Below are 24,862 nucleotides of genomic sequence, written 5' to 3'. Positions count from 1 at the left end.
GAGAAACAAGAGGTTAAACAAATGAATAACATCAATATGACTTACAAGGAAGCTTTACAATATGCCCCTTTGGATGAACCTGCCAGACAGTATTTTTTTATGGACCGCTGTCGTGAAATTTTAAACAAAAGAAAAGAAATTGCTGGTAAGGAGTCCTTTACCTTTCACATCGCTACGTTTGGCTGTCAGATGAATACCAGGGATTCGGAAAAACTACAGGGAATCTTAGAAACGGTAGGGTTTGTGGAAACCGATACGGAAGAGGCCGATTTCGTTCTTTATAATACCTGCACGGTAAGAGAAAATGCCAATCAAAGAGTCTATGGACGTCTTGGTCATTTAAATAGTTTGAAAAAGAAAAACCCACACATGATGATCGCTCTTTGCGGATGTATGATGCAGGAAGAGGAAGTGGTTGCAAAGATAAAAAAAAGTTACCGTTTTGTAGATATTATATTTGGAACTCATAACATTTTTAAACTTGCAGAATTGTTGGCAGAACGTCTGGATGAAAAGAATATGGTTGTCGATATCTGGAACGGTACCGACCGTGTGGTTGAAGATCTTCCCGCCGAGCGGAAATATTCTTTTAAATCAGGGGTTAATATTATGTATGGGTGCAATAATTTTTGTAGTTATTGTATTGTTCCTTATGTAAGAGGCAGGGAACGAAGCCGAAGCGCGAAGGATATTATTAATGAAATCGAAGGTCTGGTTAAGGACGGTGTCCGGGAGATCATGCTGTTAGGACAAAATGTCAATTCGTATGGAAAGACACTGGAGGAACCAGTTAGTTTTGCTAAACTGCTTACCATGGTGAATGAGATAAAAGGGCTGGAACGAATTCGTTTCATGACGTCTCATCCAAAGGATTTGTCGGATGAATTGATTGAGGCAATGAAAAATTCAGATAAAGTATGTCGTCACCTTCATTTGCCCTTGCAGTCAGGAAGCAGTCGGATCTTAAAGATCATGAATCGGAATTATACAAAAGAAAAGTATTTAGAATTAGTGGATAAGATTCGTACTGCTATGCCAGATATCTCCCTGACTACCGATATTATCGTTGGTTTTCCAGGGGAAACAGAAGAGGACTTTAAAGAGACACTAGATGTGGTACAAAGCGTACGATTTGACAGTGCTTTCACTTTCATTTATTCCAAACGAACAGGGACACCGGCTGCAAAGATGGAAGACCAGATATCAAAAGAAGAAATAACGGATCGTTTCGACCGTCTTCTTACTCTGGTACAGACGATATCTTCTGAAGTTTGCGGACGAGAAGAACATACAGTTCAACGAGTTCTGGTAGAAGAAATAAATGAACATACAGAAGGTTTTCTGACCGGACGAATGAGCAATAACACGACGGTGCATTTTAAGGGAGACCCCTCTCTGATCGGAACGATTGTAGATGTGTATTTGGATGAGTCAAAAGGCTTCTATTACATGGGAACATTAAGATAACAAACGAAAGAAAAGGGGAAGAAATAAACATGGCTGGATTATCTCCAATGATGGCCCATTACTTAGAAACGAAAAAAGAATATCCAGATTGTATCTTATTATACAGACTGGGAGACTTTTATGAGATGTTCTTTGAAGATGCAGTCACCGTATCAAGGGAACTAGAAATTACATTAACTGGAAAAGAATGTGGATTAGAGGAACGGGCACCTATGTGCGGCGTTCCTCATCATGCCATTGAAACTTATTTAAACCGGCTGGTTCAAAAAGGGTTCAAAGTGGCTATTGCTGAACAGATGGAAGATCCAAAGCAAGCAAAAGGTCTGGTGAAAAGAGAAGTGATTCGGGTCGTAACTCCAGGAACCATAACCAGTGCCCAGGCTCTAGATGAGACGAGAAACAATTACTTGATGGGGATTGTTTATCTGGGTGAAACTTATGGAGTTGCGGTTACCGATATTAGTACGGGGGATTTTTTAGTAACTCAGGTAGAATCGGAACGGGAATTAACCGATGAGATCAACAAATTTGCCCCATCAGAGATTATCTGTAACGAAGCATTTTATGTTTCAGGAGTAGATGTTGAAGAAATAAAGCACCGTTATCATACCGTTGTTTCATCTCTGGATCATCATTTCTTTTCCGACGAAGCCTGCCGGAAAGTTCTAAAAGAACACTATAAGGTGGGAACGCTGACTGGTCTTGGTCTTGAGGATTATGACACCGGGGTCATTGCTGCCGGAGCTGTCATGGAGTATATGTATGAGACTCAGAAAAACAGCCTGTCCCATATCACGACCATCACCCCTTATTCCACCGGGCAGTATATGATCATTGATACCTCCACCAGAAGGAACTTGGAACTTTTGGAAACACTGAGGGAGAAGCAGAAAAGAGGCAGCCTTTTATGGGTTCTGGATAAAACCAAAACTGCCATGGGAGCCAGAATGCTCCGAACCTATATAGAACAGCCGTTGATTCAAAAGAATGAGATCATAAAACGTCAAGATGCCATTGAAGAATTAAATATGAATTACATATCCAGAGAAGAGATTTGTGAATATCTAAATCCAATCTACGACCTGGAGCGGATCATTGGAAGAATCAGTTACAAAACAGCAAATCCAAGAGATTTGATTTCATTTAAAAACTCTTTGGAAATGCTTCCATACATAAAAAACATTTTAAAAGAATTTAATTCTGATTTATTAAAGGAACTTGAAGGTAAATTAGATTCACTGGAAGATCTTAAAGATTACATTGATCGGGCCATCCTTGAGGATCCACCTATTACCATACGAGAAGGCGGAATCATCAAAGAAGGATTTCATGAAGAGGCTGACAAACTCCGCAGTGCCAAAACAGAAGGAAAGAGCTGGCTGGCACAACTGGAATCTAGAGAGAAAGAAAAGACCGGAATTAAGAATCTGAAAGTAAAATTCAATAAAGTATTTGGATACTATTTTGAAGTTACCAACTCCTTTAAAGAGCTGGTACCAGAGTATTTTGTGAGAAAACAGACTCTTGCCAATGCAGAACGTTATACAACGGATGAACTAAAAGAATTGGAAGATATTATTATGGGGGCAGAGGACAAGCTGTTTTCCCTGGAATATCAGTTATTTAATGAAGTCCGAGATGGGGTTGCAGGAGAAGTACTTCGGATCCAGCAGACAGCCCGAGCCATAGCAGGGATCGATGTTTTGACTTCCCTTTCTTCGGTTGCCACTAAAAACAACTATGTGAAACCAGAGATCAATGAAAAGGGAATGATTGATATTAAAAATGGGCGGCACCCAGTGGTAGAGAAAATGCTGCGAGACGATTTGTTCGTTTCCAATGATACCTATCTTGATAATACGAAAAATCGTCTTTCTATCATAACTGGCCCCAACATGGCAGGTAAATCTACCTATATGAGGCAGACGGCTCTTATCGTTTTGATGGCACAGATCGGTTGCTTTGTCCCGGCAGATAATGCCAATATCGGGATTTGTGATCGAATCTTTACTCGCGTTGGTGCATCCGATGATCTGGCATCTGGACAAAGTACATTCATGGTTGAGATGACAGAAGTTGCTAATATATTAAGAAATGCCACCAAGAACAGTCTCATTGTTTTAGATGAGATTGGACGAGGTACAAGTACCTTTGACGGATTAAGCATTGCTTGGGCGGTTGTAGAGCACATCAGCAGTCTAAAGCTTCTGGGAGCAAAGACTCTTTTTGCAACTCATTACCATGAATTGACGGAACTGGAAGGAACGATTAGTGGGGTATATAATTATTGTATCGCAGTAAAAGAACAAGGCGATGATATTGTATTCCTAAGGAAAATTGTAAGAGGCGGGGCGGATAAAAGCTATGGGATACAAGTAGCAAAACTTGCAGGTGTTCCCGATTCAGTTATTATTAGAGCCAAGCAGTTATTATTAGAATTGAGTGATGCAGATATTACAGCTAAAGCCAAAGAAATTGCAGAAGGAAATGCAAGTAAAGGACAGCATAAGTCTGTTCCTAGACCGGATGAGGTTGATTTGCTGCAAATGTCACTTTTTGATACCGTTAAGGATGATGATATCATTAAGGAACTGGGGGATTTGGAACTTGGAAATATGACTCCAATAGATGCCTTAAATACATTATACCGATTGCAGACGAAACTGAAAAACCGCTGGCAATAGGAAAAAGGAGCTTGTGCCATGGCGAATATAACCGTACTAGATCAAAATACCATCAACAAAATAGCGGCAGGGGAAGTGATTGAACGTCCTGCCTCTGTTGTAAAAGAGTTGTTAGAGAATGCGATTGATGCAAAGGCAACTGCCATTACCGTAGAGATCAAAGAAGGGGGAACCACCTTTATACGAGTGACAGACAATGGCTGTGGAATCACAAAGGAAGAGGTTCCTCTGGCTTTTCTGCGTCATGCAACAAGTAAGATTAAATCCGTGGAAGATTTGTTTACGGTATCTTCTCTTGGATTTCGAGGAGAGGCACTGGCAAGCATCGCTGCGGTTTCCCAAGTGGAACTTATTACAAAAACAAGCATAGGTCTTACCGGTATTCGATACCAAATGGAAGGTGGAGAGGAACGTTCCCTGGAAGAGATTGGAGCTCCGGAAGGAACCACTTTTATTGCCAGAAATTTATTTTTTAATACACCGGCCCGAAAAAACTTCTTAAAAACCCCTTCCACAGAAGGCGCTCATGTAGCAGACCTTGTAGAAAGACTGGCTTTGTCCCATCCAGAAGTGTCCATACGTTTTATTCAGAATAATCAGAATAAACTCCATACTTCCGGCAATCACAACTTAAAAGATATGATTTATACCGTTTTTGGACGGGAGATTTCTTCCAATCTGTTAAAGGTGGAGGAGCAGAAAACTGAAATCTCCATTTTAGGTTTTATCGGGAAACCAGTGATTGCCAGAGGAAACCGGAATTATGAAAATTATTTTATCAACGGACGTTTTATCAAAAGCAGTATAATATCCAGGGCAATTGAAGAAGCCTATAAGCCGTTTATGATGCAACATAAGTACCCATTTACGATGCTGCATTTTACAATTGAACCGGAACTGCTAGATGTGAATGTCCATCCCACGAAGATGGAACTGCGTTTCCGAGATGGGGAAAAAGTTTATCATATGGTTTACCATGCAATCTCTGGTGCACTTGCTCATAAAGAACTAATTCCAGAAGTGGAACTGGAAAAGAGAAAGGACGATAAAAGACAAAAGGAGTCAAACTCTTTACCAGAACCATTTGAAAAACAACGGCTCATGGCAATGAAACAGCAAGCGGCAGCAAAGGATCGGGATTCAATGCCTGTCCTGTCTGTACCCAAACGGCTGATAGTTCCAAATAAAGCCACGGCTGACCGGGTAAAAGAAGAGGACACATTATCTGAGAACTGGTTAAACCATAAGCAAGAGGAGAGCGTGAAACCGGAAATAAATATGGAATTGCCACCGCTGGCAGAAGTGAAACCAGAACAGAAACCAGAACAGCTGGATTTGTTTGTTGAGAAATTACTAAAACCAGAATCTCGTTTAAAACATAAGCTGATTGGTCAAATTTTCGATACCTATTGGTTGGTGGAATTTAACGAGCATCTTTATATCATTGATCAACATGCGGCGCATGAAAAAGTTTTATATGAGAAAACAATGGCAACACTTAAAAGCAGAGAGTACACATCCCAGCTTGTTAATCCACCAATTATACTCACTTTAAACCGCAATGAAGAGATTTTATTAGAACGTCATCTGGTATATTTCCATGATATGGGATTTGAGATCGAGCCGTTTGGAGGACGAGAATATGCAGTACGTGGGGTTCCTGCTAATCTATTCTCCATTGCAAAAAAGGATTTATTGATTGAGATGATCGATGGCTTATCCGATGAAACGTCTGTTCATAACCCAGATATTATTTACGAAAAAGTCGCATCCATGTCATGCAAAGCTGCCGTTAAGGGCGGTCATGCACTTTCCTTTGCAGAAGCCAATGAACTAATAGATCAACTCTTGAAACTTGAAAACCCTTATGCCTGTCCCCATGGCAGACCCACAATAATATCCATGAGTAAATACGAATTGGAAAAGAAATTTAAGAGGATTGTTTGATGAAACCACTGATTATTTTAACAGGACCAACCGCTGTGGGTAAGACGGACCTTTCCATCCGACTGGCCAAAGCCATTGGGGGAGAGATTATAAGTGCAGACTCCATGCAGGTGTATCGGCACATGGATATTGGCTCTGCTAAAATCACAAAAGAAGAGATGGATGGAATTCCCCACCATCTGATTGATGTTCTGAACCCTGGCGAGGAATTTAATGTAACTGTGTTTCAAAAGATGGCAAGGGAAGCGGTAGAGACGATCTATTCCAATGGAAATATTCCCATTGTTACTGGAGGCACCGGATTCTATATTCAGGCACTTATTTTCGACATTGATTTTACCGATCAGGGAGAAGATACATCCATTCGAAAGGAATTAGAATGCCTTTTTGATGAAAAAGGTTCCCAATATCTCCATGATATTCTTGAGAAAATTGATCCTGTCTCTGCAAAAGAGATTCATCAAAATAACCGGAAACGAGTGATTCGGGCGATTGAATATTTTCGTCAGACGGGAGAAAAGATCTCCGAACATAACAAACGGGAAAGGCAAAAGGAATCTCCTTATGACTTTCTCTATTATGTAATTCAGACAGACCGTGATTTTTTATATCAGCGAATAAATAAGCGGGTAGATCAAATGCTTTTACAGGGACTTGTTTCAGAGGTGGAAGAATTAAAAGCAATGGGGTGTACGAAAGATATGGTTTCCATGCAGGGAATTGGCTACAAAGAGATTCTTTCTTACCTAAATGGAACGTGTTCTCTTGAAGAAGCGGTAGAACAACTGAAACAGAATACCAGACATTTTGCAAAGCGGCAGATTACCTGGTTTAAACGAGAGAGAGAAGTTCGAAATCTTTATTTACCAGATTATGATAATAGTCAAGATAAGGTATTGCAACGGATCTTATTGGATATCAATGATTTATACGGAATGGAGAAAAAGAAATGGAAATAAATGCAATGTATGAAAGTCTGGGAATCAGCCCCATTGTGATTGAATATGGAAAGAATGTGGAAGAATCTCTAAAGGAACGGTTTGAAGAAATTGATGCAAATGCTGAATTCAATCAAATGAAAGTTATAAAAGCCATGCAAGATAACCGGGTCAGTGACATACACTTTGCAGCCACCACAGGATATGGCTACAACGATTTGGGCCGTGATACATTAGAAGATGTCTATGCAAGTGTATTTCATACAGAAAGCGCCCTTGTAAGACCCAATCTTATCAGCGGAACCCATGCACTTGCCATTGCACTATCTGGAAATCTACGCCCAGGAGATGAATTGCTATCCCCTGCCGGAAAACCTTATGACACGTTAGAAGAAGTCATTGGAATCCGTGACAGTGTGGGATCCCTGAAAGAATATGGGGTTGTTTATCGGCAGGTGGATCTGCTTTCGAATGGCACGTTTGATTATGAATCCATTGGTAAAGCAATCAATGAAAAAACAAAGCTGATTACCATACAACGTTCCAAAGGATATGACACCAGACCCACTTTTTCTGTTTCCCAGATTGGTGAATTAATCGCTTTTGCTAAAAAAATAAAGCCGGACGTAATCTGTATGGTAGACAACTGCTATGGGGAGTTTGTTGAACGGAACGAACCTTCCGATGTAGGTGCTGATATGATTGTAGGTTCCCTGATTAAAAATCCAGGAGGTGGACTTGCTCCAATCGGCGGATACATTGCAGGTACAACAGAATGCATTGACCGGGCTTCTTATCGGCTGACTGCGCCTGGCCTTGGAAAGGAAGTTGGGGCTAGTCTGGGACTAAATCAAGCTTTCTTTCAGGGATTGTTTTTATCTCCAACGGTAGTCGCTGGTGCTTTAAAAGGAGCGGTATATGCGGCTAATTTGTATGAAAAACTTGGTTTTGCAGTGGTGCCAAACGCAACGGAGTCCCGCCATGATATCATACAGGCAATTACCTTCGGAAAACCAGAAGGTGTCATTGCTTTTTGTAAAGGAATACAGGCAGCCGCGCCTGTGGATAGCTTTGTTACACCAGAGCCTTGGGATATGCCTGGTTATGATGCTCCAGTTATTATGGCGGCAGGTGCTTTTGTGCAGGGAGCGTCCATAGAATTAAGTGCGGATGGACCCATTAAACCTCCTTATGCCGTTTATTTTCAGGGAGGACTTACCTGGTATCATGCAAAGCTTGGAATTTTAAAGTCAGTCCAAAAACTTTTAGAAGCGGATTTCATCCAATTGTAAAAAATGGTGTACACAATTGGAAAACTATGCTAAAATATTTTGATAGGTATGGACAATCTTACCAGGAATCAAAAAGGAGTAGCTGACAGATGAGAAACAAAAATGGCTGGGTACTGCTTCTTCTTATGCTTGCTGGCGTAGTGATTGGAGGTTTTGTCGGAGATTTGACCAGTGGAATTGCCTGGTTGTCCTGGTTAAATAAGGGACAGTCATTTGGCTTTGATACCCCGTTGGTCGTCAACCTGGGGATTTTGGTTCTAACATTCGGCATTCATATTAAAATCACGATGGCCGGTATCATAGGGGTTGCTGCAGCTCTCATAACGTATCGATTTATTTGATCCATACATATGCCTTTATTCGTATCTGGAGAGTAACGGTAGGAGGCATATGGAACGTATAACAATGAAAGATATTCCATTAGAGGAACGCCCATGTGAAAAATGTTTAAAGGATGGACCGGGTGGTCTCAGTGATGCGGAACTTTTGTCTGTTGTGATCCGCACGGGTTCCAGAGAGGACAATTCTTTGGCATTGGCACATAAGATACTGGCCTTAAACTATCCCCAGGAGGGTATTTTAGGGCTTTTGCATCTTTCCATGCAGGAACTTATGGAGGTGAAAGGCATAGGAAGGGTGAAAGGGGCGCAGCTTTTATGCGTTGGAGAACTTTCCAGACGAATCTGGAGACGAATGGCACGTGTGGATTTTGCAACCTTTACCTGCCCGCTCGATATTGCTAATTATTACATTGAAGAGATCCGCCATAAGGAACAGGAGCTTGTCTATATTATGCTTTTGAATACGAAAGGGGCGATGATCCGAGATGTGTTAATCTCTCAGGGAACGGTGAATACTTCTGTAGTTTCGCCCAGAGAGATTTTTATTGAGGCTGTAAAATATCATGCGGTAAGCCTGGTACTTGTTCATAATCATCCCAGCGGAGATCCTTCGCCGAGCAGGGCAGATCTGTGCCTTACTCAAAGGGTCAAAGAAGCCGGAGACTTAATTGGAATCCAGTTACTGGATCATATAATTATAGGAGATAATACCTATATTAGTTTAAAAGAACGGGGAATCTTATAGATGGAATCAAAGCGCAGTAAATATGTTCTTATTGCTTTAACCGTATTTTGTGTCCTGTTAATCGGACTAACTTCGATTCATGATGAATGGCTGGCACCCTTGCGGACTGGAGTTGGATATTTTTTAATCCCAGTACAATCAGGGGTTAATTCAGTCGGATCGGCCATTTATGATGAAATCATTGATTATTCAAAACTGAAAAATGCATTGGATGAAAACAAAGAGATGAAGGATATCATCACACAGTTGACAGAAGAAAACACAAGACTTCAGTCAGAAGAATTTGAATTAAAGCGACTACGGGAACTTTATAATTTGGATCAGGATTATAGTCATTATCAAAAAGTGGGTGCCCGCGTAATTGCCAATGATTCCAGTAACTGGTTCCAAATATTTCGAATTGACAAAGGTTCCAAAGATGGAATTGCGGTTGATATGAATGTAGTGGCAGGTGGAGGCTTGGTTGGTATTGTTACCGATGTAGGTGCAAATTATGCTACGGTTCGTTCCATTATTGACGATTCTAGTCGTGTCAGTGGGATGGCTATGCAATCTGGTGATAGTTGTATTATAGCCGGAGATTTGACTCTTTTTAAAGAAGGAAGACTGCGTATTACCAATGTATTAAAAGAGAGTGATCTAAAAGATGGAGATAAAATCGTAACCTCCAATATCAGTTCCGTATTTCTTCCTGGAATTTTGGTTGGCTATGCGGCCGATATTACCAATGATTCAAATAATGTAACGAAATCTGGATATTTGATTCCAGCTGCTCAATTTGACAGTCTTCAGGAAGTGCTTGTGATTACTCAGTTAAAAGCAGACACGATGACAGAAGAGGATTCTTCGGATAAAGCACAAGGGGAACAGACGAAAACCTCTGAGAATGAAAGCGTTACTCAATAACGAAAAGGAGTCATATGAAACGGATTGTATTCAATGTATTGCTGATTGTTCTGGCATTTACCATACAAAACTGTATATTTCCGCTGCTACCATTTCTTTCGGCGGCTCCGAATCTGCTTTTGATCCTTACCTTTTCTTTTGGATTTATTTATGGAAAAGAATCTGGAATGTACTATGGACTGTTATCCGGATTGTTAATGGATCTTTTTTACAGCGGACCTTTTGGGTTTTACACTTTAATTTTTGTTTATGTTGGTTATGTCAATGGAATCTGTTCTAAATATTATTATGAAGACTATATTACTCTGCCTCTTATATTAAGTGTAGTGAATGAACTGGCCTACAATCTGTATATCTATATATTCCGGTTCCTGATTCGTCAAAAACTGAATATTGGATATTATTTTATAAACTTAGTTTTGCCAGAGATTATTTTTACTATTGTGATAACGCTTCTCCTATATCGATTGTTTTTAATTGCAAACCGTCATTTGGAGGAGAAAGAAAAAAGGGGTGACTCTACTATTGTTTAAGGATTTATTGGAAATCATGAAAGAGTTAATGAACAAGACCCTTTCTTCAAGACTAATGATTCTTGGAATTATCTGTTTGTTTTTGTATTCAGGATTGATCCACAAACTTTTTGATATGCAGATTATCAACGGGGAAAAGGCACAGAATGATTACCTTCAGCTTACAGAAAAAACAATTACTACAGCAGGTACCAGAGGGAATATTTACGATAGGGATGGAAAGATTCTGGCTTATAATAAGTTGGCATATTCCGTCACCATACAGGATATGGGTGAATATAACAGTCCCATTGAAAAAAATAATATGATTTTAAAACTAGTTCAGATTTTGGAAAAACATGGGGAGAGCGTAGAGGGGAAATTTGAAATTGCACTGGATCCAAACGGAGATATGGTATATACCTCTTCTTCGGAATTATCCAGAAAACGTTTCTTAAGGGATTACTATGGACTGAAAAGAGTAGAAGATCTAGACGATGAGAGTGGAAAATATCCTTCTAATATTCGTGCAAAAGAATTATTTGATCAAGCTTGTGAGAAAAATGGTTTGACTGAATTTAAGGATTTGAATGGACATCCCCTCTCTCTTACAGATCAGGAAGCGCTGGATATTATTAATATCAAATATGCTTTGAAACTCATGTTTTACCGTAAATACGAAGCCACTACAATTGCGTCTCAAGTAACGGATGAAACCGTTGCTGATATTCTAGAGCATATTGGTGAGATACAGGGTGTTAATGTAGAGGAAACAACAATTCGGGCGTATAATGACAGCATACCATTTGCTCCAGTCATTGGTTATACTGGAAGAGTGCCAGAGGATCAGCTTGAGAGTCTAAAAGAGCGTAGAGACGATTATGTTATAAACGATATCATTGGAAGAACAGGAATCGAATCGACGATGGAGCTGGAACTGCAGGGGTATAAGGGCAGTAAGACAATTTACAAAGATAATGTAGGCAGAATTCGGGAAACGAAGGCTGAAAGGGATTCTCGAGCTGGGAATGATGTATATCTGACTCTGGATTTAGATCTGCAAAAAGGAGTTTATCATTTGATAGAGCAATCGTTAGCAGGAATTCTAATTAAAACCATTGTGAATAGTGACGAAAAGGCAAATGGAACCACAGACGGCTCTAAAATGAAAATTCCTGTTAAAGATGCGTACTTCCAACTTATTAATAATAATGTGTTGTCTCTAAAAGAAATTGAATCAGAGGATGCATCACAAATGGAGAAACTAATATACCGGAAATATCTGGATTCTAAAAAACAGATTTTCTCTGATCTGCGTAATGAGTTAATGAACGCTCATTCCACTCGTATGAAGGATCTTCCAGAAGATAAGAAAGCATATATGTTTTTTATCTATAGTTATTTGTCTAGTCCTACGGTTGGGGTTGTAAAAGAAGATGCCATTGATACATCAAGTCCCTACTATCAGGCGTGGAAAACAGATGAGATTAGTCTGAGAGATTATTTTTATTATGGGATTGCAAGTGGCTGGGTGAACACGACTAAGTTTGAAACCAACACCAAGTACACGAGTGCAGATGATACCTTTGAAGCGTTGGTACAATATACGCTTGATCAGTTGGAGAAGGACAGAGATTTTACAAAAAAGATATATCGATATTTGATCAATAATGATGTGATAACAGGTCAGGAGCTTTGTCTTGCATTATATGATCAGGGGGTATTAAGCGGTGAGGATCGGGATGCAGCACGACTAAGAGCAACCGGTGATGCCTATTCTTTTCTCTTAAAAAAATTATCTACTTTAGAGATAACTCCAGCACAATTAGCTCTTCCACCTTGCAATGCTGGAGTGGTGGTAACCAATGACAAAACAGGAGAAGTTCTTGCCCTTGTATCTTACCCGGGCTATGATAGTAACCGGATTGGTGAGGGGACCTATTTCAGCCAGCTGCAAGCTGATTTATCCCTTCCTCTTTATAATAATGCAACGCAGACAAGGAAAGCACCAGGATCAACATTTAAGCCGATTACTGCGGTAGCCGCATTAGAAGAACATGCCATAGCTGTGGATGAAAAAATAGATTGTACAGGAATTTATATGGATGTAGAACCGCCAATCAAATGTTGGATCTATTCTGGCCAACACGGTCCTTTAACGATTACTGAGGGGATTGAAAATTCTTGTAATTATTTTTTCGCAGACTTAGGGCATCGTCTTTCCACAGATGGAACAGGGGGATACTCTCCGGATTTGGGTCTGAAATCATTGCGTAAATACGCAGCTATGTTTGGACTGGATCATAAGTCTGGAGTGGAGATACCGGAGCTGGATCCACAGATTTCAAAGGAAGCACCGGAACGTTCTGCTATGGGACAGGGGAGTCATGCTTATACGAATGTCCAGTTGTCCAGGTATGTGGCGGCAATCGCCAACAGAGGGACTGTATTTGAACTCAGTCTTTTGGATAAAACAACGGATTCTGAAGGCAATCTGATCAAAGATTATACCCCTAAGATTTCTTCTCATATTGACGCGACGGAATTAACGTGGGATACTGTACAACAGGGAATGAGAAAAGTGATTGCAAATGGTTCAACAAAAAGGCTGTTTACAGACCTTGAAGTGGAGATTGCAGGTAAGACGGGCACCGCCCAAGAAGCTCGTAATAAACCCAATCATGCGTTCTTTATTTCTTATGCGCCATATGACAATCCGGAGATCTGTGTTACTGTGAATATACCGTATGGCTATTCATCTTCCAATGCAGCCAATATAGCAAAAAATGTCTACAAATATTATTACGGCTATATTGACTTAAAATCGATTGTAAATGCGGGGGCTCTGGATGCGGCGAAGGTCAATATTCGCGATTAACGAGGATAAGAGGTGATATGATGCATAATACTGTAGTCATTAAAAGCAATCGAGCAGGTATGACTGTCATCCTGGATCCGGATATCCCTTTCCCTGAGCTTCTATCTAATATTGGGAAAAAATTTGGGGATCATTCGAAATTCTGGGGATCTGCACAAATGACTCTGACTCTAGAAGGCAGGGAAGTGACTTCCGAAGAAGAATTAGCAATTATTAACCAGATTACGGAAAATTCCAATGTTGAGATTATCTGTCTGGTCGATACAGATGTGAATCGGATCGAACGTTGTGAAAAAGCACTGAATGAAAAACTAATGGAATTGTCCAGCCAAACCGGGCAGTTTTTTAAGGGTAATTTACAAAGCGGAGAGACTTTAGAATCAGAAGCAAGTATTGTAATCATTGGAGATGTTCAAAAAGGAGCAAAGGTACTGGCAAAAGGAAATGTCATTGTCCTTGGAAAATTATCCGGCACAGTTTGTGCGGGTGTGGCAGGGAATACGGGAGCTTTGATAACTGCTCTTGATATGGCTCCGACCCAGCTAAGAATTGCTGATTGTACCTCTGGTCTTGACGGACGCGGAAAGCGTTTGGGACGTGGTCCGATGAAAGCTTTTTTTGATCGTAATAAAGTCTTAATTAAACCAATGAAAAAAAGTGTGGAAATATTCCGAAAATTAAGGTAAAATGGTATAAGGTATAAAAATCAGGAGGATATGGTATGAGTGAGATTATCGTAATCACTTCTGGAAAAGGCGGGGTTGGCAAGACGACAACTTCAGCTAATGTTGGTACAGGCCTGGCAATACTGGGGAAAAAAGTAGTTCTGATTGATACTGATATCGGACTGAGAAACCTAGATGTTGTGATGGGTTTAGAAAACCGCATTGTCTACAATTTAGTAGATGTAGTTGAAGGTAACTGCCGTATGAAGCAGGCCCTGATAAAAGACAAAAGATACCCAAACTTATTTTTATTGCCATCCGCCCAAACGAGGGACAAGACAGCCGTCACCCCGGGACAGATGGTCAAACTGGTGGAAGATTTAAGAGAAGATTTTGATTATATTCTTTTGGATTGCCCAGCGGGAATTGAACAAGGTTTTCAAAACGCAATCGCAGGTGCGGACAGAGCCATCGTAGTTACGACACCTGAAGTTTCAGCGATTCGAGATGCGGACCGGATCATTGGTCTTTTGGAAGCGGCTGACATGGGGAGTATTGAGCTAATTGTTAACCGGATCCGTGCAGACATGGTCAAGCGAGGAGATATGATGTCATTGGATGATGTTATGGATATACTCGCCATAGACATTGTTGGCGCCATTCCAGATGATGAGGATATTGTGATTTCCACCAATCAGGGGGAACCACTTGTTGGAATGGGCACTCCGGCAGGAGAAGCTTATATGGACGTATGCAGGCGGATCGTTGGAGAAAATATTCCAATACAGAATCCCGCTGTGCGAGAAGGCCTCCTTTTTAAAATTTCGCATCTCTTAAAGAGAGCATAGGGGGGGCTGATATGAGCTTGTTTCCTATTTTCCGCAAGAAGAATTCAGGAGAAATTGCAAGAAATCGTCTGAAACTTTTGCTGGTTGCGGACAAGGCTGACTGTTCTCCTGAAATCATGCAGATGATAAAAGACGATATGATTCGTGTATTCTCAAGATACATGGATATTGATTCCGATAGAATAGAAATACAGATGAAGAAGATGAAGCAGCCGGATTGTGAGCGCTTTACACCGGTACTTTATGCGAACATACCAATTCGTGATGTACCTGACAAGGGGATATACTAATTATGTTTTCTGATTACAATTTTAAATTTTATAATTACCGATTAGTGCTGTATATGATTACACTATCCGTAATCGGAGTTTTGGTGGTGGCAAGTGCCTCCAACCAAAATTCTAATGCTGTGACGAAACAGATTATCGGTGTCGTGGTGGGCTTTGCCGTTGCAATTGGTTGCTCCTTCATTGACTATCGTAAAATTGTTAAACTTTATGCCTTAGATTATGCAGTTTGTCTGCTTTTACTTGGAGCAGTATTAGTAATGGGACATACGGCTGGAGGGGCAACTAGATGGATTAAGCTACCTGGTATTGGTCAAATACAGCCATCTGAGTTTGCGAAAATTGGATTGATCGTTTTCTTTTCCTGGTTTTGGAACAAGTATCAGGAAAACATAAATAGACCGGTTATGGTCGGTGTGGCTGCATGTCTTGCAGCCTTCCCGATTGCCTTGATTTTAGCAGAACCGAATCTATCTACCAGTCTTGTCGTTACCGTTATTATATTGTGTATGGTATACTCGGCTGGCATTAGTTACCGATGGATTGGCGGTGTTTTAGCGATTGCAGTTCCAGTCGGTATCCTTTTCATCTATTTACTGACCAAAGGACTCATTCCATTTATACATGGCTATCAGGCACGACGTATTCTGGCGTGGATTTATCCCCATGCAGATCAGTATGCGGAAAATCTTTATCAGCAAAAAAACTCCATTATGGCAATCAGTTCCGGACAGCTTCAAGGGAAGGGACTTTTTAATACAACGATAGCTTCGGTCAAAGATGGGAATTTCTTATCGGCCGGTCAAACTGATTTTATCTTCGCAATTATCGGTGAAGAAATGGGATTTCGAGGCAGTGTTATTGTAATTCTTCTTATTGGTCTGGTTGTATTTGAATGTCTATATATGGCGTCCAAAGCCAAAGATATGTCCGGGAAACTGATCTGTACCGGTATGGCAGCTTTAATCGGATTTCAGGCTTTTGCTAATATAGCAGTGGCTACACAAATATTCCCAAACACTGGCCTGCCACTTCCGTTTATTAGTTCAGGAACCAGTTCTCTCGTTAGTATTTTTATAGGTATGGGACTGGTGCTGAATGTAGGACTGCAACGCAAAATCGGTAATTAAAAGGAGGTATATCATTATGAATGTTGGATTAGTTGCACATGATTCCAAGAAAAAACTCATGCAGAATTTCTGCATTGCGTACAGAGGTGTATTAAGTAAACATATGCTATATGCAACAGGTACAACAGGTCGTTTGATTGAAGAAGTGACGAATTTAAATGTTCACAAATATCTGGCCGGCCATTTAGGAGGAGAACAGCAGTTAGGATCGCAGATTGAACACAACGAAATTGATCTGGTTATTTTTCTAAGAGATCCGCTGTCCCCAAAAATACATGAACCAGATGTTGTGAATATTATGAGTACTTGTGATATGCATAACATTCCGCTTGCTACAAATTTGGCAACGGCCGAATTGTTAATCAAATCCTTAGAACGAGGCGATTTAGAGTGGCGCGAAATGTATAAATAACAGAGGTAAATTCAGTGATGAAAAAAGTTTTTGTAATCTCAGACTGCATAATTTTACTTACAGTATTCTTGACGGGCTGCTCTGGTCTGCATAAACTTGATAATCCTTATGAATTCTCAAAAAGGACTGCCCTTTACCAGTCTACAACAACGGCTGGTAAATCAGAACCCTTTGCGCACGATTTATGCGTGGTGACTGAAGATAACGTGGACCAAGATCTAACAGTAACCGCAGAAGCTGCTGCGGTATTTGACCGTTCAGATAAGACTGTCTTATTTGTGGAAAAGCCATTTGAACGACTGTATCCAGCGAGTATTACCAAGGTTATGACTGCGCTTTTGGCGTTAAAGTATGGGAAGCTGACAGATACGGTTACGGTCACGAAAGATGCTGTCATTACAGAGTCAGGGGCTAGTTTATGTGGGATCAAACCAGGGGATGAGCTTACGTTAGAACAACTTCTATATGGTTTGTTATTGCCTTCTGGGAATGATGCAGGAGCAGCGATCGCTGTTTCCATCGCAGGAGGAGAAGAGCCCTTTGCGAAATTGATGAATGAAGAGGCCGTTAAACTTGGAGCGACTGGGACTCATTTTATGAATCCTCACGGACTTCACGATGAGGATCATTATACAACTGCTTACGACTTATATTTGATTTTTAATGAAGCATTAAAGTATCCGGAATTTCGTAAAATCATTGGAACTGCTAAATACGATGCAGTTTATCTGGATGCTTCAGGAAAAGAAATAAATGCCGTTTGGAAAGATACCAACTGGTATTTGACTGGTGAATGGCAAATACCTAATGGACTTACCGTGATGGGTGGAAAAACAGGTACCACACAGGCTGCGGGAAGCTGTCTTATTATGGGAAGTTTAGACGCATCCAATCGTGAATATATTTCGGTTGTATTAAAAGCTCCGAACCATGACGGGTTGTATCGTAATATGTCAAATATCCTGAACAAAATTGTAGAATAGTTATTGCCTTTGTTATGAATTTGTACTATTATTATATTGATATGAATAGACTTTTTATACAAATTGTATAACGCAAGGAGGAAAGTGCTATGGTGCAGATAATTGCAGGGAAAAAGGGAAAAGGGAAAACAAAGCATCTGTTAGACAGAGCGAATTCCGCTGTAAAAGAGTCAAAAGGCTCTATCGTGTATTTGGATAAAAGCTCAAAGCATATGTATGAATTGAGCAACAAGGTCCGTCTCATCAATGTGAATGAGTATCCGTTGGCATCTAGCGGAGGATTTATTGGTTTTATCTGTGGTATCATATCTCAAGATCATGATTTGGAGATGATGTTTTTTGACAGTTTTTTAAAGCTAGCCTGCCTTGAGGGGGAAGATATTTCTGATGCCATTGCAACTTTGAAAAATATCGGTGAAAAGTATCATATAACTTTTGTTCTCAGTGTTTCTATGGATGCAGAGAATCTGCCTGAGAAAACAAAGGCCGATGTGATTGTTTCATTATAAACATAGATTTACGGGGACTGATAAACAGTCCCTTTTCTTATATAACAAGAACATCCTCCAAAATTCCTGTTATATAATAAGTGCTTCAGGAGATGCAAAAGTATCATAACGCTCTTTGTTGTGCTTGAATTTTTTGAGTTTTCCTTTTATAATATTTAGAAGGGAAAGGAGGCGTGAGGTTGGCTAAAAAGAAGGCACCGCAGCCAAGTAAAAAGGCTGTACCTAAAAAAAAGAACAAAAAGATTATCCGGTATCGCCGGCCCCTTAATATCAATGTTGGAATGATTATCTTTGCACTGATTTTTGTCTATATGCTGTTTAGTGTGATTACATATTTACGCAAAGATAATGTGCAGTTTTATGAGGTTCAAGAAGGCAGTATTGTAAATAACAAAGATTACACTGGGATCATACTAAGACAGGAGGATGTAAAGACAGCAGACCGCTCCGGTTATGTGAATTGTTACGTCAGAGAAGGGAAGCGGGCCGCGTTTGGTACCAGAATTTATTCCATCGATGAGACGGGGGATTTTACTTCATTTCTGGCAGAACATTCAAAAGACAGTGTGTCATTAAATCCGGAAAATCTTTCAGAATTGAAAAAACAGCTGACCGTATTCAGCCTTACTTATGATAACAATCAGTTTCGATCTGTCTATGATACAAAGAATTCGTTGGAAGCACAGATTATGGAATATATGAATTTTAATGCTCTGGACAACTTAGAAGATCTAATGGGGCAGGAAGGTCTTGATTTTAAACAGGTCAAGTCAGATCAGGCAGGAGTTATCTCATATGGAATGGATTCATATGAAACATTTGATCCCTCTGCCATTTCCGAAGCTGTATTCGACCGAAGCAGCTATAAGAAAAGCATAATAAATTCTGGAAAACTAATTGAAAAAGGGGTTCCTGTATATAAGGTGATTACATCTGACAAGTGGTCCGTCTTGTTTCCTATGACAGATGAGGAGATAGAAGAGTATAAAGATAAAACAAGACTTAAGGTGGATTTTTCAGGTCATGATTTAAAAGCTTCCGGTGATTTTTCTACTTTGAAAGGTACGGATGGGAAAACATTTGGTGAAATAGTGTTTGATAAATATATGGTACAGTTTGCTTCCGAGCGGTATATCGATTTTGAGATTGTATCTAATCGGGTTGAGGGACTAAAGATTCCTGCAACAGCAGTGACAAAGAAAGACTTTTTTTTGGTTCCGATGGATTATCTGACCCAGGGTGGAGATAGTTCGAATAAAGGCTTTAACAAAGAAGTTTATTCAGATTCTGGAACTTCGGTTTTATTTGTTCCGTCTGAAATCTATTATTCGGAGGGAGACTATTATTATATTGAGATGAATAAGGAGAATGGATTAAAAGCCGGTGATTATATTGTAAAACCTGATTCCACTGATCGATACCAAATTGGGGAAAGTAAATCGCTACAGGGGGTATATAATATAAATAAAGGGTATGCACTCTTTAAACAGATTGATATATTAAAGTCGAATGACGAATACTATACGGTAAAAAAGAATATGCCCTACGGACTGTGTGTGTATGATCACATCGTAATGAATGCAGAAGCAGTCAGTGAAGGCGAGTTAATCTATCAATAAGAGGTGAATGACTTGGTAAATGAAAATTTGAGAGAAGTTAGACGCCGTATGTTAGCTGCATGTCAGAGATCTGAGCGGGATCCGAAGGAAGTAACACTGATTGCAGTAAGCAAGACGAAACCGGCGGCTATGATAACAGAAGCCTATGAAGAAGGGGTTCGTGACTTTGGTGAAAATAAAGTAAAGGAACTCTGCGAAAAGCATCAAATCCTTCCTTCTGACATCCATTTTCACATGATTGGACATCTTCAAAGGAATAAAGTGAAGCAGGTAATCGATAAAGTTTCTTTGATTCATAGTGTTGATTCTCTCCGTCTGGCTTCCCAGATTGAAGAAGAAGCGGCGAAAAAAGATATGGTAGTAAATATTCTTCTAGAAGTTAATGTAGCGGAAGAGGAGAGTAAATTCGGTTTTCGATTGTCAGAGGTAGAGGAAGCTATCCGTCAAATCGCCATATTTCCTCATATTCGGATAAAAGGTCTCATGACAATTGCACCATTTGTAGAAAAAGCGGAAGAAAATCGTTATATTTTTAAAAAATTAAATCAATTTTATGTTGACATGCAACCAAAAAACATTGATAATGTTAGTATGGATACGCTCTCAATGGGTATGACTGGAGACTATGAAGTTGCAATAGAAGAAGGTTCTACTCTAGTAAGAGTCGGTACCGGTATTTTCGGTACAAGATATAAGATTGGAGAGAATGAAGTATGAGCATTTTAGGCAAACTGATGGATAGCATGCGCTTGAATGATACAGATGACGATGACGACTACTATTTGGATGACGATTATGAAGAGGATAACGACAAAACCGCAAAGAAACCCTTCTTTTCAAAACGGACAGAAGATGAATATTACGATGAAGAAGACGATTATCAGCAAAAACCTCGATTCCTGTCACGTTCTCCCAAGGTTGTACCGATGAAGCAGAACCGTGGTATGGAGGTTTCGATGATAAAGCCAACTTCCATTGAAGATGCAAAGGAAATATGCGATCATATGCTGGCTGGGAAAGCGGTTGTTTTAAATATGGAAGGAATCCATACGGAAGTGGCTCAGAGAATTATTGATTTCACGTCTGGAGCAACCTATTCTATGAACGGCAATTTGCAGAAAATATCAAACTACATATTTATTGCAACGCCTGAATCCGTAGAATTATCCGGTGATTTTCAGGATTTATTAAACAGTGGCAGTCTGGATATGGGTGGAATGAATTTGCGCCTGTAAAGAAACGGTTTTAAGGGAATAAGTTTTTTAAAATGGTACAAGCAGACAGTTTTTCCTATTTAATCTTCTCCTGCTGATGTGTTGCGGGAGGAGAGTGGAAAACTGTTTGCTTTCTTCCATAATAAGGAGAATTCAAAAACACGGGAGGATAAACATCATGGAAAATAGAATCGCAGTTCAAAAAGATGGTGCTTTTCTTTATGATATCGTGATAGAACGATCATTTGATCCTCTAATAGAGGAAATCAAAAAAAAAGTTTCCGGGAAACATAAAGTTTTAATCATTACCGATTCCAATGTAGCTCCTCTTTATCTGGAACAGGTGGAAAAGGCAGTCTCTAGTTGTTTCTTTCAGATCGATCATTTTGTATTTTCGGCAGGAGAAGAAAGTAAAAATCTGGACACGGTACGAAATGTGTATGAAGCACTCATTCAGAAGAAATATGACCGACATGATTATTTATTGGCTTTGGGTGGAGGGGTTGTTGGTGATCTCTGTGGATATGCAGCTGCCACTTATCTTCGAGGGGTATCCTTTATCCAGGTTCCAACCACTCTTTTATCTCAGGTTGATTCGAGCATAGGGGGGAAAACTGGAGTTGATTTTGATTCTTATAAAAATATGGTTGGAGCCTTTCATATGCCACAATTAGTATACTCCAATATATCCGCATTAAAAACCCTTTCCAATCCGCAGTTCTCATCTGGTATGGGTGAAATCATAAAACATGGATTAATTAAAGATGCTTCTTATTATCAGTGGTTACTGGATCATGTAGACCAGATTAAAAGCCGGGATTTGGAAACTTTGGGTGAGATGGTTATGATCAGCAATCATATTAAAAAGGATGTTGTTGAAAAAGACCCGACCGAGCAGGGAGAACGTGCCCTGTTAAATTTCGGTCATACGTTGGGACATGCAGTTGAAAAACTTTCAAACTTTTCACTTATGCACGGACACTGTGTTGGACTTGGAATGCTTGCTGCCATGTCAATCTCTGTTCATAGAGGGGTGATCTCAGAAAAAGAGCTTACAATTCTTACCACTGTGATGAAACAGTTCGAAATGCCCGTTACGGTATCCGGGTTGGTTTTAGAAGAAATTATTGATGCAACAAAAAATGACAAAAAGATGGAAGCTGGAACCATTCGCTTCATACTCTTAGAGCAGATTGGATGCGCTTGTATCGACCATACTGTTACAGAGGAAGAGATGAAGAACGGGCTTTCCTATATTTTAACTTAAGGAGAATTACATGAAACAAAAAGCAAAACTAACATTTGGTCTTTTGATTGGTTTTTTAGTTGCCATTTTATTGGATCAGTGGACCAAATTACTTGCAGTTAAACATTTAATGGGCCAGTCACCTCAGCCAGTGGTGAAAGATGTGTTTGAATTTTATTATTCTGAAAATAGAGGAGCAGCATTTGGAATGCTGCAGGGAAAACAATTCTTTTTTCTTTTCGTTGCGATTGTAGTTTTATCAGCGGCAGTATTCGCAGTGATAAGAATGCCTGCAAATCGTAAGTACATGCCTCTTCACCTAATTGCTATGTTTTTATCTGCTGGTGCTGTAGGAAATATGATTGACCGTTTTATAAGAGGATATGTCGTTGATTTTTTATATTTTAAACTAATTGATTTCCCCATCTTTAATGTAGCAGACTGCTATGTTACGATTTCCATGACAGTTTTTCTCTTTATGTTTCTATTTTACTACAAAGAAGAGGATCTTGCCTATTTGTCTTTTAAGAAGAAGGAGGGAATGGATTGAGTCAGGAATATATCGTTGAAGCAGAAGATACGGGTATCCGCATTGATCGTTATTTGTCAGAACGCTGCGCAGATATATCACGCTCCTATTTTCAAAAACTGTTGAAGGAAGAAGAGATCCTGGTAGATGGTCTTCCTGTAAAAAGCAATTATAAAGTAACGACTGGGAATCGGATACAGGTTACCATTCCAAAAGCCAGGGAGCCGGAGATTGAACCGGAGGAGATGAAGTTAGATATCCTGTATGAAGATAAAGATATTATTCTGATTAATAAACCAAAACGTATGGTGGTTCATCCGGCCGCAGGACACTACACTGGTACATTAGTGAATGGTTTAATGGATCATTGCAGAGGTGATTTGTCAGGAATAAATGGAGTCATGCGACCGGGAATTGTCCATCGAATTGATATGGATACTACCGGCGTTCTTATTGTATGTAAAAATGACATGTCACACCAATCCATTGCAAACCAGTTAAAAGAACATACCATTACCCGAAAGTATTATGCTATTGTACACGGAGTTGTGAAGTGCGAGGAGGGAATCGTTGATGCTCCCATTGGGCGTCACCCAGTAGATCGTAAAAAAATGAGTATCAATCAGAAAAATGGCAAGAATGCCATCACTCATTATCGGGTTTTGGAATACTTAAAACAGTTTACCTATGTAGAATGTCAGTTGGAAACAGGAAGGACCCATCAGATTCGCGTTCACATGGCGAGCATTGGACATCCCCTTCTGGGAGATGCCGTCTATGGTCCCATGAAGTCTCCGTATCATCTGACCGGTCAAACCCTCCATGCAGGAGTATTGGGTATTATCCATCCCCGGAGTGGAGAGTATATGGAATTTCATGCTCCTTTGCCAGAATATTTTTCGGACCTTTTAAGAAAATTACGAACTACCTAGACAAATGTCTAGAATGTCAGACTCTTTTTTGTGGATTTTTCTGACAATTGGTTGTATAATAGAGATATAAGATAATTGGAAGGAGCGATCGGAATGAGTGGAAACTTAGTGATTGCCATAGGAAGACAATGTGGGAGTTCTGGAAAGGTCATTGGACAAAAGTTAGCAGAACGACTCGGAGTAAAATGTTACGATAAGGAATTACTGACACTTGCAGCAAAAAACAGCGGTTTATCCGAAGAGTTATTCCAAACACATGATGAAAGACCAACAAATAGCTTTTTATATTCTCTGGTAATGGATACATATTCCGTAGGATTGTCAGGTTCGGGAGCGTTAGATATGCCAATCGACCATAAGATATTTTTGGCACAGTTTGATACAATTAAACAACTGGCGGATCAGGAATCTTGCGTAATCGTGGGTAGGTGTGCGGACTATGCACTGGCTGAATATCCTAATTTGATATCTGTTTTTATTAGTGCAGAGGAAGAAGATAAAATAAAATCTTTAAAAGATCTCTATCAGATTAATGATGCAAAAGCAAAAGAACTTATGGGAAAGACGGATAAAAAGCGTTCCAACTACTATAACTATTACTCCAGTAAAAAATGGGGCGATGTAAAAAGTTATGATGTGTGTATTAACCGAAGCTCAGTCGGCATTGAGAATGCAGCGTCCCTCCTTAAAGCATTTGCAGAAGCAAAGATGGAGTGGAAAAAGCAAAATTAATAATAAACAAAGGTTAAGAGAAGGTATCTTCAATTGAAGATATCTT

At 39.8% G+C, this 24,862-nt stretch carries 24 protein-coding genes; all 24 read left to right on the top strand.

Annotated features, from left to right (window positions below; genetic code table 11):
- Positions 1–21 precede the first annotated feature (21 nt).
- Entirely contained in the window at positions 22–1,467 is a 1,446-nt protein-coding gene (gene miaB / locus EFT72_RS08485; protein WP_124066483.1) for a tRNA (N6-isopentenyl adenosine(37)-C2)-methylthiotransferase MiaB, read from the top strand.
- A gap of 29 nt (positions 1,468–1,496) precedes the next feature.
- The gene (gene mutS / locus EFT72_RS08480; protein ID WP_124066482.1) at positions 1,497–4,151 is read left to right on the top strand and encodes a DNA mismatch repair protein MutS; all 2,655 of its coding nucleotides are present in this window, start codon (positions 1,497–1,499) and stop codon (positions 4,149–4,151) included.
- Between the two features lie 18 nt (positions 4,152–4,169).
- Positions 4,170–6,098: a DNA mismatch repair endonuclease MutL gene (gene mutL, locus EFT72_RS08475; protein ID WP_124066481.1), complete on the top strand. Its 1,929-nt coding sequence runs from the start codon at positions 4,170–4,172 to the stop codon at positions 6,096–6,098.
- Entirely contained in the window at positions 6,095–7,057 is a 963-nt protein-coding gene (gene miaA / locus EFT72_RS08470; RefSeq protein WP_124066480.1) for a tRNA (adenosine(37)-N6)-dimethylallyltransferase MiaA, read from the top strand. The genes mutL and miaA overlap by 4 nt, the downstream gene beginning before the upstream one ends.
- Positions 7,048–8,328: a methionine gamma-lyase family protein gene (locus tag EFT72_RS08465; protein ID WP_124066479.1), complete on the top strand. Its 1,281-nt coding sequence runs from the start codon at positions 7,048–7,050 to the stop codon at positions 8,326–8,328. Before miaA ends, EFT72_RS08465 begins: the two co-directional genes overlap by 10 nt.
- Positions 8,329–8,417: 89 nt before the next feature.
- Positions 8,418–8,669 (top strand): DUF4321 domain-containing protein, encoded by a 252-nt coding sequence (locus EFT72_RS08460; protein WP_124066478.1) that lies wholly within the window; start codon positions 8,418–8,420, stop codon positions 8,667–8,669.
- Between the two features lie 49 nt (positions 8,670–8,718).
- Positions 8,719–9,414, top strand: coding sequence for a DNA repair protein RadC (radC, locus tag EFT72_RS08455; protein ID WP_124066477.1), 696 nt, complete (start codon positions 8,719–8,721; stop codon positions 9,412–9,414).
- Positions 9,415–10,320, top strand: coding sequence for a rod shape-determining protein MreC (mreC, locus tag EFT72_RS08450; protein WP_124066476.1), 906 nt, complete (start codon positions 9,415–9,417; stop codon positions 10,318–10,320).
- A gap of 14 nt (positions 10,321–10,334) precedes the next feature.
- Positions 10,335–10,853, top strand: coding sequence for a rod shape-determining protein MreD (mreD, locus tag EFT72_RS08445; RefSeq protein ID WP_124066475.1), 519 nt, complete (start codon positions 10,335–10,337; stop codon positions 10,851–10,853).
- Positions 10,834–13,710: a penicillin-binding transpeptidase domain-containing protein gene (locus tag EFT72_RS08440; RefSeq protein ID WP_347561859.1), complete on the top strand. Its 2,877-nt coding sequence runs from the start codon at positions 10,834–10,836 to the stop codon at positions 13,708–13,710. Before mreD ends, EFT72_RS08440 begins: the two co-directional genes overlap by 20 nt.
- Before the next feature lie 17 nt (positions 13,711–13,727).
- On the top strand, positions 13,728–14,396 hold the full coding sequence (locus EFT72_RS08435) for a septum site-determining protein MinC (RefSeq protein WP_347561858.1): 669 nt from the start codon (positions 13,728–13,730) through the stop codon (positions 14,394–14,396).
- Between the two features lie 35 nt (positions 14,397–14,431).
- A complete protein-coding gene (gene minD, locus EFT72_RS08430) occupies positions 14,432–15,223 on the top strand; it encodes a septum site-determining protein MinD (protein ID WP_124066474.1) in 792 nt (263 codons plus the stop codon).
- Positions 15,224–15,234: 11 nt separating this feature from the next.
- The gene (gene minE, locus EFT72_RS08425; protein WP_124066473.1) at positions 15,235–15,513 is read left to right on the top strand and encodes a cell division topological specificity factor MinE; all 279 of its coding nucleotides are present in this window, start codon (positions 15,235–15,237) and stop codon (positions 15,511–15,513) included.
- A gap of 2 nt (positions 15,514–15,515) precedes the next feature.
- Positions 15,516–16,640, top strand: coding sequence for an FtsW/RodA/SpoVE family cell cycle protein (locus tag EFT72_RS08420; RefSeq protein WP_124066472.1), 1,125 nt, complete (start codon positions 15,516–15,518; stop codon positions 16,638–16,640).
- A 16-nt stretch (positions 16,641–16,656) separates the two neighbouring features.
- Positions 16,657–17,052 carry a methylglyoxal synthase gene (locus EFT72_RS08415; RefSeq protein ID WP_124066471.1) on the top strand — a complete coding sequence of 132 codons (396 nt, stop codon included), beginning with the start codon at positions 16,657–16,659 and terminating at the stop codon, positions 17,050–17,052.
- A gap of 17 nt (positions 17,053–17,069) precedes the next feature.
- Positions 17,070–18,035 carry a D-alanyl-D-alanine carboxypeptidase gene (locus EFT72_RS08410; RefSeq protein WP_124066541.1) on the top strand — a complete coding sequence of 322 codons (966 nt, stop codon included), beginning with the start codon at positions 17,070–17,072 and terminating at the stop codon, positions 18,033–18,035.
- An 89-nt stretch (positions 18,036–18,124) separates the two neighbouring features.
- On the top strand, positions 18,125–18,544 hold the full coding sequence (locus tag EFT72_RS08405; protein WP_124066470.1) for a twitching motility protein PilT: 420 nt from the start codon (positions 18,125–18,127) through the stop codon (positions 18,542–18,544).
- Positions 18,545–18,723: 179 nt separating this feature from the next.
- Entirely contained in the window at positions 18,724–20,163 is a 1,440-nt protein-coding gene (locus tag EFT72_RS08400; protein ID WP_124066469.1) for an HlyD family efflux transporter periplasmic adaptor subunit, read from the top strand.
- Between the two features lie 12 nt (positions 20,164–20,175).
- Positions 20,176–20,880 (top strand): YggS family pyridoxal phosphate-dependent enzyme, encoded by a 705-nt coding sequence (locus EFT72_RS08395; RefSeq protein WP_124066468.1) that lies wholly within the window; start codon positions 20,176–20,178, stop codon positions 20,878–20,880.
- The gene (locus tag EFT72_RS08390) at positions 20,877–21,398 is read left to right on the top strand and encodes a cell division protein SepF (protein ID WP_124066467.1); all 522 of its coding nucleotides are present in this window, start codon (positions 20,877–20,879) and stop codon (positions 21,396–21,398) included. Before EFT72_RS08395 ends, EFT72_RS08390 begins: the two co-directional genes overlap by 4 nt.
- Positions 21,399–21,555: 157 nt before the next feature.
- On the top strand, positions 21,556–22,644 hold the full coding sequence (gene aroB, locus EFT72_RS08385) for a 3-dehydroquinate synthase (protein ID WP_124066466.1): 1,089 nt from the start codon (positions 21,556–21,558) through the stop codon (positions 22,642–22,644).
- A gap of 10 nt (positions 22,645–22,654) precedes the next feature.
- Positions 22,655–23,173 (top strand): signal peptidase II, encoded by a 519-nt coding sequence (lspA, locus tag EFT72_RS08380; RefSeq protein ID WP_124066465.1) that lies wholly within the window; start codon positions 22,655–22,657, stop codon positions 23,171–23,173.
- A complete protein-coding gene (locus EFT72_RS08375) occupies positions 23,170–24,084 on the top strand; it encodes an RluA family pseudouridine synthase (protein ID WP_124066464.1) in 915 nt (304 codons plus the stop codon). Before lspA ends, EFT72_RS08375 begins: the two co-directional genes overlap by 4 nt.
- 93 nt (positions 24,085–24,177) lie before the next feature.
- On the top strand, positions 24,178–24,816 hold the full coding sequence (locus tag EFT72_RS08370) for a cytidylate kinase-like family protein (RefSeq protein WP_124066463.1): 639 nt from the start codon (positions 24,178–24,180) through the stop codon (positions 24,814–24,816).
- The last annotated feature ends 46 nt before the right edge of the window (positions 24,817–24,862 follow it).

The organism is Clostridium sp. E02 (assembly GCF_003833015.1).
Classification (GTDB): Bacteria; Bacillota; Clostridia; order Lachnospirales; family Lachnospiraceae; genus Lacrimispora.
The sequence above is the reverse complement of the archived record's forward strand: the minus strand, read 5'-3'. Positions and strand labels throughout refer to the sequence as shown.

What these genes read in the sequence shown, in the direction of transcription:
- miaB (WP_124066483.1), top strand. Translation starts at nt 22, where the DNA reads ATGAATAACATCAATATGACTTACAAGGAAGCTTTACAATATGCCCCT.
- mutS (WP_124066482.1), top strand. Translation starts at nt 1,497, where the DNA reads ATGGCTGGATTATCTCCAATGATGGCCCATTACTTAGAAACGAAAAAA.
- mutL (WP_124066481.1), top strand. Translation starts at nt 4,170, where the DNA reads ATGGCGAATATAACCGTACTAGATCAAAATACCATCAACAAAATAGCG.
- EFT72_RS08465 (WP_124066479.1), top strand. Translation starts at nt 7,048, where the DNA reads ATGGAAATAAATGCAATGTATGAAAGTCTGGGAATCAGCCCCATTGTG.
- EFT72_RS08460 (WP_124066478.1), top strand. Translation starts at nt 8,418, where the DNA reads ATGAGAAACAAAAATGGCTGGGTACTGCTTCTTCTTATGCTTGCTGGC.
- radC (WP_124066477.1), top strand. Translation starts at nt 8,719, where the DNA reads ATGGAACGTATAACAATGAAAGATATTCCATTAGAGGAACGCCCATGT.
- mreC (WP_124066476.1), top strand. Translation starts at nt 9,415, where the DNA reads ATGGAATCAAAGCGCAGTAAATATGTTCTTATTGCTTTAACCGTATTT.
- mreD (WP_124066475.1), top strand. Translation starts at nt 10,335, where the DNA reads ATGAAACGGATTGTATTCAATGTATTGCTGATTGTTCTGGCATTTACC.
- EFT72_RS08435 (WP_347561858.1), top strand. Translation starts at nt 13,728, where the DNA reads ATGATGCATAATACTGTAGTCATTAAAAGCAATCGAGCAGGTATGACT.
- minD (WP_124066474.1), top strand. Translation starts at nt 14,432, where the DNA reads ATGAGTGAGATTATCGTAATCACTTCTGGAAAAGGCGGGGTTGGCAAG.
- minE (WP_124066473.1), top strand. Translation starts at nt 15,235, where the DNA reads ATGAGCTTGTTTCCTATTTTCCGCAAGAAGAATTCAGGAGAAATTGCA.
- EFT72_RS08420 (WP_124066472.1), top strand. Translation starts at nt 15,516, where the DNA reads ATGTTTTCTGATTACAATTTTAAATTTTATAATTACCGATTAGTGCTG.
- EFT72_RS08415 (WP_124066471.1), top strand. Translation starts at nt 16,657, where the DNA reads ATGAATGTTGGATTAGTTGCACATGATTCCAAGAAAAAACTCATGCAG.
- EFT72_RS08410 (WP_124066541.1), top strand. Translation starts at nt 17,070, where the DNA reads ATGAAAAAAGTTTTTGTAATCTCAGACTGCATAATTTTACTTACAGTA.
- EFT72_RS08405 (WP_124066470.1), top strand. Translation starts at nt 18,125, where the DNA reads ATGGTGCAGATAATTGCAGGGAAAAAGGGAAAAGGGAAAACAAAGCAT.
- EFT72_RS08390 (WP_124066467.1), top strand. Translation starts at nt 20,877, where the DNA reads ATGAGCATTTTAGGCAAACTGATGGATAGCATGCGCTTGAATGATACA.
- aroB (WP_124066466.1), top strand. Translation starts at nt 21,556, where the DNA reads ATGGAAAATAGAATCGCAGTTCAAAAAGATGGTGCTTTTCTTTATGAT.
- lspA (WP_124066465.1), top strand. Translation starts at nt 22,655, where the DNA reads ATGAAACAAAAAGCAAAACTAACATTTGGTCTTTTGATTGGTTTTTTA.
- EFT72_RS08370 (WP_124066463.1), top strand. Translation starts at nt 24,178, where the DNA reads ATGAGTGGAAACTTAGTGATTGCCATAGGAAGACAATGTGGGAGTTCT.